7 protein-coding genes are annotated in these 16,125 nt (G+C 50.5%); 5 read left to right on the forward strand and 2 right to left on the reverse strand.

What is annotated here, in order from left to right:
* The first annotated feature begins 126 nt into the window (after positions 1 to 126).
* The gene (gene glpQ, locus ACGF7G_RS10735) at positions 127 to 1,203 is read left to right on the forward strand and encodes a glycerophosphodiester phosphodiesterase (protein ID WP_387465374.1); all 1,077 of its coding nucleotides are present in this window, start codon (positions 127 to 129) and stop codon (positions 1,201 to 1,203) included.
* Between the two features lie 41 nt (positions 1,204 to 1,244).
* Here the strand turns inward: glpQ and epmA are convergent, their stop codons facing one another.
* The gene (gene epmA / locus ACGF7G_RS10740; RefSeq protein WP_133815634.1) at positions 1,245 to 2,222 is read right to left on the reverse strand and encodes an elongation factor P--(R)-beta-lysine ligase; all 978 of its coding nucleotides are present in this window, start codon (positions 2,220 to 2,222) and stop codon (positions 1,245 to 1,247) included.
* Between the two features lie 1,097 nt (positions 2,223 to 3,319).
* Between epmA and frdA the strand changes: the two genes are divergently transcribed.
* The 4 genes from frdA to frdD are packed head-to-tail and all read left to right on the forward strand — an operon-like array spanning position 3,320 to position 6,619.
* Positions 3,320 to 5,110: a fumarate reductase (quinol) flavoprotein subunit gene (gene frdA, locus ACGF7G_RS10745; RefSeq protein WP_387465377.1), complete on the forward strand. Its 1,791-nt coding sequence runs from the start codon at positions 3,320 to 3,322 to the stop codon at positions 5,108 to 5,110.
* Positions 5,103 to 5,837, forward strand: coding sequence for a succinate dehydrogenase/fumarate reductase iron-sulfur subunit (locus ACGF7G_RS10750; RefSeq protein WP_387465379.1), 735 nt, complete (start codon positions 5,103 to 5,105; stop codon positions 5,835 to 5,837). Before frdA ends, ACGF7G_RS10750 begins: the two co-directional genes overlap by 8 nt.
* Positions 5,838 to 5,853: 16 nt before the next feature.
* On the forward strand, positions 5,854 to 6,246 hold the full coding sequence (gene frdC / locus ACGF7G_RS10755; protein WP_133815631.1) for a fumarate reductase subunit FrdC: 393 nt from the start codon (positions 5,854 to 5,856) through the stop codon (positions 6,244 to 6,246).
* Between the two features lie 19 nt (positions 6,247 to 6,265).
* Positions 6,266 to 6,619: a fumarate reductase subunit FrdD gene (frdD, locus tag ACGF7G_RS10760; RefSeq protein WP_387465382.1), complete on the forward strand. Its 354-nt coding sequence runs from the start codon at positions 6,266 to 6,268 to the stop codon at positions 6,617 to 6,619.
* A gap of 334 nt (positions 6,620 to 6,953) precedes the next feature.
* Here the strand turns inward: frdD and mcf are convergent, their stop codons facing one another.
* Positions 6,954 to 15,740 (reverse strand): insecticidal toxin MCF, encoded by an 8,787-nt coding sequence (gene mcf, locus ACGF7G_RS10765; RefSeq protein WP_387465383.1) that lies wholly within the window; start codon positions 15,738 to 15,740, stop codon positions 6,954 to 6,956.
* Between the last annotated feature and the right edge of the window lie 385 nt (positions 15,741 to 16,125).

A 16,125-nucleotide genomic window follows, 5' to 3' on the forward strand; every position in this document is an offset into this window, starting at 1 on the left:
TTATGTCGCGGCTTTTTTCAGTCTTTAAACTAAAAGACTATACCAGTAAGCGGCATGGCTAACACATCAAAACAAACAGTTTTTAAGATCGACTCTTAATTTCATTGCTTAAACGGAGAAATACATATGCAAGCTCCAATCAAAACAATGGTAGCAGGTATGATTTTAGTATCATCTATGTCGGGCATAGCACAGGCGACAGATAAGATCGTGATCGCACATCGCGGTGCCAGCGGATACTTGCCAGAACACACTCTGCCAGCCAAGGCTATGGCTTACGCCGAAGGTGCCGATTATCTGGAACAAGACTTGGTTATGACTAAAGATAACGAGCTGGTAGTATTGCATGATCATTACCTCGATCGCGTGACTGATGTTGCCAATAAATTCCCTGACCGTGCTCGTCAAGACGGACGCTACTATGCCATCGACTTTACCTTACCTGAAATCAAGTCACTAAAATTCACGGAAGGTTTCAATATTAAAAATGACAAACAGGAACAGAGCTTCTCTAGCCGTTTCCCGATGTGGAAATCTGATTTCCGTATCCATACTTTTCAGGAAGAGATTGAGTTCGTTCAAGGGTTGAATAAATCAACGGGTAAAAATATCGGCATCTACCCTGAAATCAAAGCACCATGGTTCCATCAGCAAGAAGGCAAAGATATTTCCACTCAGGTGCTGGCAGTATTGAAAGAATATGGTTACACCAAGAAAAGCGATAAAGTTTACCTGCAATGTTTTGATGCCAACGAACTCAAACGCATTAAAAACGAGCTTGAACCTAAACTGGGCATGGATCTGAAACTGGTTCAACTTATCGCCTATACCAACTGGAATGAAACCTATGAACAAAAACCAAACGGCAAATGGGTAAATTACAGCTACGATTGGATGTTCAAACCAGGTGCAATGAAAGAAGTGGCACAATATGCCGATGGCATTGGCCCTGATTACCATATGATTGTGTCGGAGGATTCCACACCAACCAATATTAAGTTAACTGGTATGGTGAAAGACGCTCACGATAACAATATGAAAGTCCATCCATACACCATTCGGGTTGATGCACTGCCTAAATATGCTACCAACGGCGATCAACTTTTCGATATTATTTATAATCAAGCGGGTGTAGACGGCGTATTTACCGATTTTCCTGATTTGGGTGTGAAATTCCTACAAAAACAGAATCAACATAAGTGAGATAGATGCAAGCAGGGCGTCTTAATCAACGCCCTGCTGTTTTATGCCTTATTTACCGAAAAGGCAATGACATCACTGAGCCTTTCTGCGCCTAAAGCCAGCATCACCAGACGATCAACGCCAAGTGCCACTCCTGCACACTCAGGTATCCCCTGTTTCAGGGCACCAATCAAATTTTCATCAATCGGCCGGACAGGTAAACCCAGTTCCGCACGTTTACGGTTATCCTGTTCAAAACGCTGACGTTGTTCATCACCATCAGTGAGTTCCCGGAAACCATTTGCCAGTTCAACACCTTTGAAATAGACTTCAAAACGCTCAGCAACCCGATGATCTTCTTTACTAATTTCTGCCAGAGAGGCCTGAGAAGCGGGAAAATGGTAGATAAAAGTTGGCCTTTCAGTACCAATATGCGGCTCAACACCGACGGTAAACAAAAGCTGCAACAAAATATCCCGATCTTCCTCTGTATCAGCAATATTACTCAGATCCAGTTTAGCGGCGACTTCACGCAATTTTTCTTTCTCTGCGGACAACGGATCAATATCCAGATAACGCAGAAAAGCCTGCTGATAAGAGAGTGATTCTGCACTTTCGCAGTCCAGAATCTGCTGAAGTAAATCATCAACCTCATTTATTAGACGATACATATCATAGTGAGGCCGATACCATTCCAGCATAGTAAATTCAGGATTATGATAACGACCCGCTTCTTCGTTACGGAAGCAGCGGCTGATCTGATAAATAGGGCCACTTCCTGCCGCCAGCAGGCGTTTCATGTGAAATTCCGCACTTGTCATCAGATATAGAGTCATGCCATCTGCGGCACCTGGACCAACAAACTCTGTCTGAAAAGAAAACAGTTGAATATCAGTCACTGTAGACTGCCCAAGTGCAGGTGTTTCAACTTCCAATACCCCGCGCTCTGCGAAAAAGCGTCGTATTTCTGCTAAAAGAGCCGCCCGTTTCAGCAAGTTGGCGATAGGTGCACTTGGCTGCCAGTTCGCTGTTTCGTTCATGTAAATGACTCCAAAATAAAACAAAACATGCAGTCTACCTGCATCACACATATCAGACAAATTATTACCGTCTGATCATCCCGGAACAACTTAGCTTGTCCTACCTCAAGACTACAGTAAATTTGCTACAGCCGGATATATCATTATTAGCTATCTGCCGAAATATTACCGTCGAATAAATACTAAAGTTGTGATCAATTTTGCTTAATCACGACAAAACCAATGCCAACCAAAATCACTATTTACTCGAACAATGTTATCAATTTAAATTGGCAAAAAACGTCTATATCGGTCTTATCCGGCTTAATATAATTAAGACCACTTATGTTAATCCGGCTCAGGTGTTTCCCATTATCTGCACGCAAGGCTATCACATTATCGTCGACATCTTCTACTGTAAATGTAGAATAAACATCAATACTCTAACCCTTAGCTTCAATATAACTGCTACCAGCTCGAACAACCCGACTCAAATAAAGTCCCCATTATCTGCCTGCAATGCAATAGTGTGATCTGGTAGTGCCATCATATCCTCCTGTTTAAATATATTTAATTTCTTAAATTAATTATTTATAGAATGTCATTTAAATACCATCTCTATTTTCTATGGCTGAAAAAATTCCATTGTTGAATATATACTATTATCACTAAACAATGAAATATATTTTCTATTTATTCTGGAGAATATAACCAATTATAATTTAATTCTCATTCACATTTATTCAATAATCATAGGTTATTATCATGTTTAAATTAAAAGAATAATTAGACTTTTTTAGTATGTAATAAATAGCCAATCAAGCGCCACGATATAGTACCATTTCCCCACTAAGCAGTGGTTCTGCCACTAATTCCTATCTCAGATCATGTTTTAGTGAGAAAATCTGACAAAACCCCCTTTCATATCAAATTTCCCTCACTTGCAATTCGCTATACTTAATACCACACAAAAAGTAGCAAATAGCTACCCTTAATCGTTAAAGCACCGGATTTTACCTACAGAATCCTGCTATATGAGAAACAATAACAACAACATTCAGGAAAGTTACGACTCTTTTACTTACTGACTCATTTCACTTAAACAATGGAGAAGCACAGTGCAAACCTTTAATGCCGATCTCGCTATCATCGGAGCCGGGGGGGCGGGTCTACGTGCCGCAATTGCCGCAGCTGAGGCCAATCCTCAAATGAAGATTGCTTTGATCTCAAAAGTTTACCCAATGCGTAGCCACACAGTGGCAGCAGAAGGCGGATCAGCCGCAGTCACTCAAGCTCACGACTCCTACGATTTCCATTTCAATGACACTGTATCTGGTGGTGACTGGCTGTGTGAACAAGATGTTGTCGAATACTTTGTCGAACATTGCCCAACAGAAATGATCCAACTGGAGCAATGGGGCTGTCCGTGGAGCCGTAGAGAAGATGGTTCCGTCAACGTGCGTCGTTTCGGTGGTATGAAGATAGAACGCACTTGGTTCGCTGCGGATAAAACCGGTTTCCATATGCTGCATACCCTATTCCAGACCTCTCTGAAATACCCCCAAATCCAACGTTTTGATGAACATTTTGTCCTCGACATTTTGGTAGATGAAGGGCAGGTATGTGGCTTGGTTGCACTGAATATGATGGAAGGCACCAAAATTCAGATCCGGGCCAATGCCGTTATTATGGCAACCGGTGGTGCAGGCCGTGTATACCGTTACAACACGAACGGCGGTATCGTAACGGGTGATGGTATGGGCATGGCATTCCGTCATGGCGTCCCACTGCGTGATATGGAGTTTATTCAGTATCATCCAACTGGTCTGCCAGGTTCCGGCATCCTGATGACCGAAGGTTGTCGTGGTGAAGGTGGGATTCTGGTCAATAAGGATGGTTACCGCTATTTACAAGATTATAGCCTCGGCCCTGAAACCCCACTGGGCAAACCTGAAAACAAATATATGGAACTGGGTCCCCGTGACAAAGTTTCTCAGGCTTTTTGGCATGAATGGCGTGCCGGTCGTACTATTTCCACTCAGCGTGGCGATGTTGTTTATCTGGATCTGCGCCATCTGGGTGAGAAGAAATTACTTGAGCGTCTGCCCTTTATCTGTGAACTGGCAAAAGCGTATGTAGGTGTTGATCCGGTTAAAGAGCCCATTCCGGTTCGCCCTACCGCACACTACACTATGGGGGGTATTGAAACTGACCAGAAATGTGAAACCCGCATTAAAGGTCTGTTCGCTGTCGGTGAATGTTCCTCTGTTGGTCTGCATGGTGCAAACCGTCTTGGATCCAATTCTCTGGCTGAACTGGTGGTCTTTGGCCGCCTGACTGGTGAAGAAGCGGTTAAACATGTTCAGCAAGCTAAACCTGTCAATAACCGCGCACTGGATGCCCAGGCAAGTGATGTAGCAGCGCGTTTGAATAACTTGCTAAAACAGGAAGGAACGGAAAGTTGGTCGAAGATCCGTGATGAAATGGGCATCTCTATGGAGGAAGGCTGCGGTATTTACCGTACCCCTGAACTCATGCAGAAAACGGTTGATAAGATTGCTGAACTGAAAGATCGCTTTAAACATGTGAAGATCACTGATAACACTCGTGTTTTCAACACTGATCTGCTGTACACCATTGAGCTTAGCTTTGGTCTGGATGTAGCCGAATGTATGATTCACTCTGCGATAAATCGTAAAGAGTCCCGTGGCGCACATCAACGTCTGGATGAAGGTTGCACCGAACGCGATGATGAAAATTTCCTTAAACATACTCTGGCTTTCTATAACTCTGAAAGTGCACCTCGTCTGGAATACAGTGACGTAAAAATTACTAAGTCCACTCCGGCGAAACGCGTATACGGCGGTGAAGCTGCGGCACAAGAAAAAAAGGAGCAGGCGAATGGCTGATATGAAAACGTTGAGAATGGCGGTCATGCGTTACAACCCGGAAAATGATGCTGAACCCCATTCTACAACCTATGAGGTTCCTTATGATGAACAGACCTCGTTGCTTGATGCGTTAGGTTACATTAAAGACAATCTGGCCCTCGACCTCTCTTACCGCTGGTCCTGCCGGATGGCTATCTGTGGCTCTTGTGGCATGATGGTTAACCGTGTGCCGAAACTGGCCTGTAAAACCTTCCTGCGTGATTATCCACAAGGTATGAAAGTTGAAGCGCTGGCTAACTTTCCTATTGAGCGTGACCTGGTAGTAGATATGACTCACTTTATTGAAAGCCTGGAAGCTATCAAACCATACATTATCGGGAATGGTCGTAAACCTTCTGAAGGTCCGAACATTCAAACTCCGACACAGATGGCAAAATATCATCAGTTTTCTGGTTGTATCAACTGTGGTCTTTGCTATGCCGCTTGCCCTCAGTTCGGTTTGAACCCCGAGTTTATCGGACCGGCAGCAATTACTCTGGCTCACCGTTACAATCTTGACAATCGTGATCGCGGTAAGAAAGAACGTATGCCACAACTTAACGGCCAGAATGGGGTATGGAGCTGTACTTTCGTCGGCTATTGTTCTGAAGTCTGCCCAAAACATGTCGATCCGGCTGCCGCTATTCAACAAGGCAAAATCGAAAGTGCAAAAGACTTCATGATCGCCATGCTGAAACCACAATAAGGGGGGAAATAGCGCAATGACTACCAAACGTAAACCTTATGTTCGCAGTATGGCTCCTAACTGGTGGCAGAAACTGGGTTTTTATCGCTTCTATATTCTGCGTGAAAGTACTGCGGTTACGACAGTGTGGTTCAGTATCTTGCTAATATACGGTGTATTCGCTCTAAAAGGTGGTACACAAAGCTGGGATGGATTCGTCACGTTCTTGCAAAATCCAGTTATTCTGCTGATTAACATCGTCACTTTACTGGGCGCTCTGCTACACACCAAAACTTGGTTTGAACTGGCACCAAAGGCAGCGAACATAGTGATAAAAGGTGAAAAAATGGGACCTGAGCCCGTGATCAAGCTGTTATGGGCCGTCACCATTATTGTCACCACCATTATCTTAGGCATAGCCTTACTTTAACCCCAATAAGGAGGATCTGATGAATCAAATACCTAAACGTTCCGATGAACCGATTTTCTGGGGATTATTTGGTGCCGGGGGTATGTGGGGCGCAATTGTGGCTCCAGCCATTATCTTACTGGTAGTCATCATTTTACCACTGGGAGTTGCGCCGGAAGCGTTAAGCTATGACCGGATTCTGACTTTCTGTCAGAGCTTGATTGGTCGTGCTTTCTTATTACTAATGATTACTCTACCGCTATGGTGCGGTTTACACCGTATTCATCACGGTATGCATGACCTGAAAATCCATGTCCCGGCAGGAAAATGGGTTTTCTACGGCCTGGCAGCGATCCTGAGTATTGTTGCTATCATCGCTGTTTTCACTCTGTAATCAAGCAGTAACAAACTCAAGGTTATAACGGCACTCCACTCTGATCCAATGTTGTCGAAAACCCATCCTTGCTCCTTTTTCATGCTGAGAAATATATTTAAAGACCGGTCTATCCGGTCTTTAACCTGTCAATTCTTACTTCCATCTCTGGAGTGAATTTGGTGGATTTGACTAATAAGCGCAATTTTTCAGAAGGGCGGTCAGTGAAGGCACCAGTACCGCCTGCCAGCCTGACGGTTTTTCAGCAGGTGTTCGCGAATGCCGTCACCCCGCTCAACTTAGCCAGGCTAGGGCCCTCCTGACCGAGGCGGCGGTATCCGCCGCCATTAACTGGCTACTGGGTGGCCCAGGACAGTTCGAACAAGCCATCCTTGGTTGTTCCCACTTTGGCAAAGCCTTTGACCAAATGATCAACGCTGATCACCGACGAGGAACCTTCCAGCTTGATTTGCAGATGCCGGTGCGTCACCGCTTGGCTACCGAACACTTTGCGTATCACCAGGGCTGTGGCATTGACCGAATCGGTCAGCATCAGGTCATCCTCATGGCGGCTGACGAGGATTTTTTCCGCATTGGTCACCGGCATGATCAAGCGGTCCAGGGCTTGGCCGGGGTCATTGTTGTCAATGACGACCGTGCGGTAATGCGACCACATCGCCTGACTGAGACGGTAGGTATTGTCATCAGCGCCGCCATGCAGCACCACGCTGTCAACACCGACGATCAACGGTGGGGTCAAATCGTCCTGGTGACCACCCTTGCCCCCGTTCTGAATCAACAGTGACGAACCAATGCGCTCGACATCGGTGTAATGGTTTATCTTCTGCACACCGCCGTCCTTAACCCAGTACAACGCCTGCTCCGTTGGGCTGTACACGTACGCGCCCTTTTTCCCGGCAGCAATTCCGACGAAACGCAGGTTATTTGTGGCCGGGATACCATCGCTGGAGAACACTTGACCACTGTCGACGTCAAACCAGCCTTGCGAGCCATGACCTTGCAAGGTCAGCACGCCTTTGACTCGCCACTGACCGGCGACCTCAGCAAGTGCCTGTGGCAGATGGGGGAGGTTGTCTTGTTGCCAGCCTTTGTCAACGGCAACTAACTGCAATTCGCCGTCATTGGTTCGCAGCAGGATCTCGCCCTTGACGGTGGTCAGGCGCAGCCCGACATCGACTTGTTCCGCTGCCTTGAGGTGCAGTTCAGGCACCAGCTCACTGGCAGCAGGAAGTTGCGCCGAGACTTCAAGCACCTCGTCTGTACCGAATGCGGCAGCCAGCGCATCAGCAGTCATCGGCGGCTGACGATACAACTTGCCGCTGACGGGGTCGAACAGTCGCGCGCCGGGGCCGTTCGTTTCAAAACCCAGGAGCTGCAAATGCTTATCTTGCAGGGAAGCCACAACTACCTGACCGTTGTGGTACCACACCGGTAGCACGCTCTTACCGTCGGTGCCTTTGACTCCTAACACGGCTAGGGTGGCATTGTTGCCGGTGACACTGGGCAGGTCCTGCCACCAGTGGGTACGTCCCTTGAGCCAATGCTCGTTGACAGCTGTGTAGCTAAACTGCCCCAATGCATCAAGCTGGGCCACTCGCCCGTCCTCGGTCATCGCGACCAGATGACTGTTCAAATTAATCACGTTGACCAAGGCCGGAATGGTAACCCGCAATGCGCTCGGCTGGTTGGCGTCGAGTACCGCCTGCCCGGGGCCTTCCTGGCGGAACAGGGCCTTTTGCTTCTTGCTGTAGAAGAAAAACACTTCCTTGCCTCCGGACTGCGGCATGCTCCCTGCTAACACCAGGTCGGCCGGGATCTTCCAGGCACTGCGGGTCTGTTCGTGTGCTCCGAAATTCAAGATCTGATCCGTAGGTGGTGCCAGATTCGGCTTGATTAGCGTCCCGTCGTTGGTGCGTATCCAGTAGCGGTGCGGCACGCCAGCCGCATCCACGCCGAACACGGTGACCAGCGCCGCACAAGTCGGTTTGATCAGCCGAGCACTCAGAGTATACATCGGAGTCCCACGCTGGGTACTATTGCTCTCGTAGTCCCGGAGTATGGCTTTTAGCTCATTACCATGCCGACCGGTGCGTGCCGAAAGCTGGAGCAGCGCATCATCACCTACCACACTAACCAACTCCATTCGGTCACCGAGGATCCGATAGCTCAGTTCAGTCTCCTTCTCTTCTAGCTGATAACGGCGCGCCAGGTAGACCGCATCTCCCTCCTGCCATAGCCGACTGATCTTGCCCGCATTCCTGTTGAACCATGGCTCAAACTGCGCGTCGATCTGTCCAGTGGAAATGTTTACCCGCCACGCCACTGCGTTGTCGGCGTCGTAGAAATAGGCATGATCGCCCATCACTGCACCCAGTTGGGCATGTCTGGCCCGCTCTTCGCTGGTGTTGGTAAACAGCATGCGGTCCTTGGTCACGTCGTAGAAAGCCCGGCCAACATCACGTCCATTGTAGCTGTAGTTCTCCACTACCACGTACTGTCCACGCAACTGATGTGCCTTGGCTAAATTACTCAGGTGCTGCTCGATTTTCTGGCCGGACATCTGCCATTTGCTCGCATCTTCGCTTACCACCTGAGCTGTCAGGCTGACGAGATCGACTTTGCGCACTTCACCCTTGCCGTTGACTACCAATACCTGCCCGTTCTGGGCCAAATCGAGTTCTACCACAACCCCGCCAACCACCAGTTGGTCCTTCGACACACTGATGTTGTCACTAACGAGCTGGCTGCTATCGATGATCCACGTATTGACGACATCGCTCGTGAGCTTAACTTGGGTGCCTTTGTTGAGGCCAATCAGGTACTCTCCTCCCGCCCCTTTGATCTCGTAACGCAGAAAACCATACAGCTCCTTGGGTAGTTCGGGCACCACCAGTTGCCGGTTGCGCTGATCGAGCACCACCTCGATCGGGGTATCGACATACTCATGATGAGTCCTGCGGATAGTCTCCTCACCCGGAAAGATGTAGAAATCGTAATCGAACCGCTTGTCTTCCTCGAGCCTGCGGATCACGTCAAAACCGGTGTCGTGGCGTGTCGTGGCACCGGGGAGCAGCATATATTCGTAGCTAATGTAGGATTTGGGCGTGCCCGGCAAGATCACAACATAGCTATCGCTGTGCTCAAGGGGCTTCGAGACGTCCTTGTAACCAATGCCGCTGCGCACCTCGATCGCCTGACCACGGTTATGAACCATTCGTGGAAAGTCACCGACCCAGAAGAAGTAATTGATTTTCCCCGAACCGGTAGAGCCAGAATGGGTGCGGTAGATGTACTGGCTGTCGAAGCTGATCTGGCTCTTGCTCAAGTCAAGGCTTTTAACCACCGCCCCGGCAAGAGGTACCAGTACCTTATTCTTGTCGTCATAACGATAGCCGTTGCCTTTGTACGCCTTGTCGACTGCATCGAAGTAACGGCCCACCGCCTTGGCATCCTCGGCGACCGCACCAAAGGCCTGCGCCAATGCCGTAAAGCCCACCGCAAGCCCGCCAAGGATCACCCCGGCCCCACCGAGTACTGCCCCAGCTGTCGAAGCACCGACCAACCCAGCCCCTACCCCGGCTGCGCCGGTGACAAAGCTAGCCGAGTCGAACGCCAGTTGGGTACCGAATACCGCCTTCTGCACATTGTTCTCAGCGTGGGCCAGCTCATAGGCATCCAGACCGACCATGGCTCCGCCAAACAGCAAGCCAGCGCCTTCGTTGACGGTGTGGCCCAGGTTCAAGGCAAAACCCTTGAGTGAGGTTTCGGCGGCCACCACTTCGCCGCGTAGCGCCGTACGCACCAGTGCGGTGATCTTGACCACATCCTGCATACCACCGTGAGCCATCTGGACAAAGTTGAGGTAGCTGTGGACCTTGAGCGCGGTGGCTAGATCAGGCGAAGCCACTCCGTTTGCAGCATCATGACGGTTCTTGTCAGAAAACCACTGGATCAGCGTCTGGACTGCAAACCCGGCGTTCAACCCGTCCACTGGCGCGGTCTCGCCAACCCCGCCGCGAGGCCGCATCCGACCGTGCTCCAGGGTAAAGTGCTCGTTCAGCACACTCATATGCTCATCGACGAAGCGCCGGAATTCGACAAAGGTGTTATCACCGGTGACTAACCAACGGGTCTGCTCGGGTTGGTCACGGTTGATGAACTGGACCCGGTAGCGACCTTCCCCCTGGTCTTCGGTTGTGGCGATGATCGGTAGCCAGCGGTTGTCCAGTTGGTGCTTTTGTGCCAGCCGGGTACTGGCGGCTTCGAACCGTGCACCCCATTGCTCGACGTCAAAGGTCTTCAACGCAGTGCCCAGTTGTAAGTTTTCTTTGATCCGCTCTTGTGCACTCACTGCCTGCTCGACTTGACGCCGTTGCCCAATGACATTAGACAGTTCCTCAAACCGGGTCAGATCGGCCACGTTCAGGCCATTGCTCACGGGTACCTCAGCCATCTTACCGGCATTGATTTCAACCAGGTTGAAGGTTGGCACCGAGTTGCTGCCGAACAAGCCGTAGTGCTCGGCCAGCTTACTCCCCACTAAGTGCTGCTCCATGGCTCTGGACAGACTCTTGGTGTTGTCGAAGGCAAAGATCCCAACGTTCGGATCATAGAAATAGTAACGACGGCCTTCGGTTGTGACAGCGCTCCCTACCATCATCGAGTGATTCTGGGTATTGAGCGCGAACATCGAGGTGCTGGTCGTTGCAGCCAGTCGCGATACCACTTCGGACAAATTGAACTGTCCCAGCTCCGTGGAGGCTTGAACGGCTTCGACATTAGCGTGCAGTTTGATCAGGCTGTTCTTGAGCAGCATGGAGCTGCCCGTTTGTGGGTCGGCGGAGGCGAAGAACAGCTTTTGCACCAGGCTGTTGATGCCGGCCTCCCCGCCACTGTCCAATGCCACGGCCATAGCCCTGACCAAGGGATAGCAACGGCCACCGGATCGGTCACCAACCAGCGACAGATAAAAGTCCTGTGGCACCAGGCGCTCAAAGACACTGCCAGCGTCATGGAAGTTCTCGCTGAACACTGCGGTCTGCCTCAGTACCTTGTCGATGTACTCAGCCTGGCTGGTTTCGGTGATGCGACCGCTCAAGGCTCCCCGTTGCTCGTGGGTGAGTTTTCCATCAAGAAACAGGCGCTTCATCTCCAGAGCCGACATTTTGTCATCCACATCGGGGATCTTGATCTCACGGAAGTTGCGCAAGCCATCGTCGAACCCGGTGCTCTGTGCCCCGCGTTGATAAGCCTCGGAGGTTGCATAACGTTCGCCCACGCTGCTGGTGTGCTCCTCGCCCTGAATGGCCGTATCGTCAATTTTTACCACCGCAGCACTGCCGCCTTTGGCCTTGATCTGCTGCCAGAGCCAGGTATTTTCGACAGAGCCAGCTTCACGCAATACCGGATCGTACTGCGCCCTGTAGTAGTCCTGTGTAAAATTGAGTTGCTTGATCTGCTGATCGATCAAGGCCGTATCGCTTGAGGTGTATCGTGCTTCTTGGAGCTGGTAGCGCCTGTCCGCCACCTGGTCGATGTCAGCTTTGACCTCGGCCTGAACCGCTTCGCGCAACCGGGTCCATGCGGCAATTGCCGGATGCTCGGGAGAAAACGCGCCCTCTGTGTAGACACTGTCAGCAGCCCCTTCGACCGACACCCCAAACTGCGTCGCTACCTTCTTCAACTGTTGGTGAACCTGCTCACGGTAGGTGGCGAACTCGGCCTGGTTGCGCTCCACCACCTGACTGCCGGCGTCCTGGATCGAGAGCGATTCCGCACCATTGCGTGGTTTCAGCCAAATCCTCTGTCCGTCTCGTTGATATTCCTGGCGCTGGAACATCAGTTGCCATTTGTCATTGACGAACTGCATGTACGCCGCAGCAAGGCCCTCGGCGGCACCAGATACCTGATAATCCTTGTAGTCGACCGCCATCACCACGTTGTCGTACAGCAGCGAGCTGTTGATCCTGCCATCAAGATAAACCCGGTAGGTATTGGCGTCGAGATTGGTCACCACCAACGAGCCACCCGACAACGTACCGGTGAAGAGGAAACTGCCCAGAGCTGTTTTCTTAGGTATGTCCACATAGGCGGGTGTCGAATTGGCCTGATTCGGACCGTTGTAGCCGAGGAAATACGCTGGCACACTTGTTGCAGATGCAGATATATGATTGGCATTTTTCTCGGTGTATTCAATCTCATACAGGTTGGGCGCAACCTTCACCAACTGGGCATTACCCTTTGCAGGTAGGCGGCCCGACTTGACCAGCACCTCGGCACTGATGGTGTGGGTTTTGGCAAACAGTGCAGGATTGATGGCAAACTGATGGATGTCGGCACTGCCTCGACGGGACTCAAGTCCATCACCTACAGACGCCAGCCCAGCCTTGAGTTCGAGATCCTTGACCGCCTGCCCCAGCAGCGCTGGCCTTGGACCAATGCGGGTAAAACGCGGTGGATGGAACTCGTCAACCGCCGGCAATCCCTGATTGATGATCGGCAAGACTCGCGCCATCACGCCATCATACAGTTCACCCTGCAACGCCCTCTTGCTGCCTTCAACACGGTACTTGTCGAACATCTGCAACAGGTCCTTGCCGATACTGTTCGTACTTTTCGGTTCGTAACGTGCAGCGACGTAGAGGGTTTCGAAGAACGAATGATAGCCGTTACGGATCATGAAGGCCGCATTGGTCATCTGGAACTGCCAGTACTGCTTGATGCTCAATGCGCCACCGAACAATTCCGGCAAGGTATTGCTGACAGTTTGGGTGGTCCCGGAAATCCCCCCCACGAACGGTATGTCCAGATCATTCATGTAGCGAGTGGCGTCATTCTTGAGGTCCGGACGGAACTGGTTGTAGCTGCGGTATTTATCATCCTTGATCAGATATGAACCATCGTGATATGCCTGATCCTCAGGGCTGGTATTAAGGATCAGATACGGATCGGGCTGGTTCAGCCGGTTATTGATTATGACCTTGCCGGCACCTAGCGCTGCATGAGGGTTGAGAGGGACTGCGGCTTTGGAAAAGCTATCGGCTATCGGACGCAAGGCATGAAACAAGAGCTGTTTGCGCAGGCTCCTGCCCTTATTGCTCAACAATGCTCCCTTAACCACCGGACGCAGTTGCGCATCAGCGCTCTCAAGGCCCTGGGGGCCAGTCAACAGCAGGGTGAACAGCTTGTCATCCAGCAAGCGTTCAACTGCGGCTTTATCGAAGATATGTACTTTCGGGTTGTTTGGATACTGTGCCGCATTAGCGCTGGCGACCCGCTGGGTTTCCTCTTCGACGGCCCGAGTGCGCCATTGTTCGTACAGCGGTGCCAGCAGTTCCTTGGCCTGGGCGATGTCATTTTGTACATAGCTACTTTGCAGAACCTTAGCCACAGCCGGGTTCTCCACCAGTTTCATCGCCAGCCCGAACAGCAGCGGATCATTATCGATGTTCCGCCAGACCGAAGCAGCGAACGCCTGTTCCCATAGCACCTTGTTTAGGTTATTGCCCTTGATATCGCGCATGCTATTACGGGTGTACTCCGGCACCAATACCCCTGCGGGGGTGATATGGTTACGTTCGAGCAAACGTACCAGCTGCTGCTCAAACACCGTGCGCTCGCTGCTGCCTTCGAATAGGTGACTGGCTTTCGTACCGCCGTCACGCAGTTGATCCAACTTCTCGAAGAATGCGGCGTTGTATTGATACAGTGTGTCAGTCTGCACCTTGCTCAAGTGACTGCTGCTGACCTTATCGCCATCAACGCTCATCACCCCAAAGGGTGTTGCGGACAGGTAGTCATTGCCCTGGGGCATTTCTAGCAGGTACTGCCGACTGGCAAAACCAACTGAGCGTTCCAGCTCATGGATATTGACGAAAAGCCCGTCACGGTCCAGGTGGTAACTGCTCTGGCGAAACCCCTCCAGGCCGATAGTCTGGAAGCTGGTGATATCAGCATTCTGGTTGATCAGGTCACTCAAAGCACTTGCCAATGGCACCTCACGGGTGATGGTGGTATTCGGAGCTTGGCCGGACACCTGAATCCCGATCTGGTTCGGCACCTTGCGGTCAACGTTGGTCAATAGCATCTTGCGACCGTTACCTAGCAACTGCACCTTGAAACCTTCGCGCAAGGTGCTTTCAGAAACTAGGTGGTTGGCGAAGTACTTCTCGACGAATTTGGTTTTGACCAGCACCGAACGAATTGGCGTATAGGTCGGCGAGCGAAAGGATGGAGGCTCACTCTTAAGCCGGTATTGTTGTTGCCAGGCTAGGGAGCGGGCTGCGGTACCGAAGGAGAAGTTGAGTATCCCGTCCGTCGGTACAACCAGCCTGCCGTTATCTAAGAAGAGGTCCTTGAAGCGGCCATTAGTGCTGGCATTGACTAGCGCGACGTTCATGCGGATGTAGCCGGGGCGCTCCTCCATCATCAGCAGTGAAATATTTACCGGCAAATCATCGGAGGCCCTCGGCACTTTGATCAACGCGCTGAGAGCTGCGGCCTCTTCCGTAGAGGATGCCGTGAGCAAGGCGTTGTAGCGGGCATTGACCTCCTTGTAGGCCTGTAGCCCGGAAAACAGCGTCACGTATTCTTGACTAAACGTGGAATCGGCCACCTGTGTGGTCAGTTGCTGTTCCAGATGCTTGATCTTGGTATCCAGCTTGGCCTGCTTGCCCGCTGCGTCTTCCCTCAGGGTCGTTGCATTCAGGGTTTTGGTGCCGCCGGGACTGAGCATAGCTAAGACCTTGCTCCAAGTGCTGTCAAAGTGCGTCATGGCTGTCTGCTGGCGGCGGTATAACCGGATATCGCGGTCCAGTTGCTGCTTGTAGGCGTTGATCGCCGGTGTGCCGGGCACATCGTTCATCTGCTGCCGTCTTTGCTGTAGTATCTGCAATTGGTCGCTGACAGAAACGGGGTTGTCTTGCATCTGAAAATGCTGGGCAGCTAGCACACTCAGGGCGCTCTGCTGCATTTCCTGTAGCCGCTCGTCTACCTGCCTGATGTAGTCGGCACGCTCATCAGCGCTCATGTTGAACCATTCGGTCTGACGACCCGCCGCCTTAATCTGTCGATCGATCAGGGTATTGAGCAGGTGCGTGAAGTCTTTGGATATAGAAGCCATTACAGTGATCCTTTTCTGTTTTTGAGCGAAGCCCTTCGCGACGCGAAAGACTGTCTATCGATATGGATTTGACACCCTTCCCGACCTAAAGACCGTAACTGTAGGTACGAACGTACTTGACATATGTATTGTCATTAGGGGAAGGGAAAACCGGCTATTTTGTTGGTCAATGTTAGCCATCTTACGGCCGGTATATTCAATAAGTTGATACAGGTTCCTTTATTTGGGTAATAGTCGCAGGTCATGGCTCTTTAGGTTTGTGAATATTGGATAGTTAACGTTTATTTGCTCTGTAGTCGTGATCATAATTATCTCCATTATTTTTCGTTTATATTGCAGAACACATGAATGATAACGTCAGATTATAATCAACATTACATATATT

Origin of the sequence: Photorhabdus sp. RM323S, assembly GCF_042879375.1 — a bacterium.
GTDB lineage: Bacteria > Pseudomonadota > Gammaproteobacteria > Enterobacterales > Enterobacteriaceae > Photorhabdus > Photorhabdus tasmaniensis.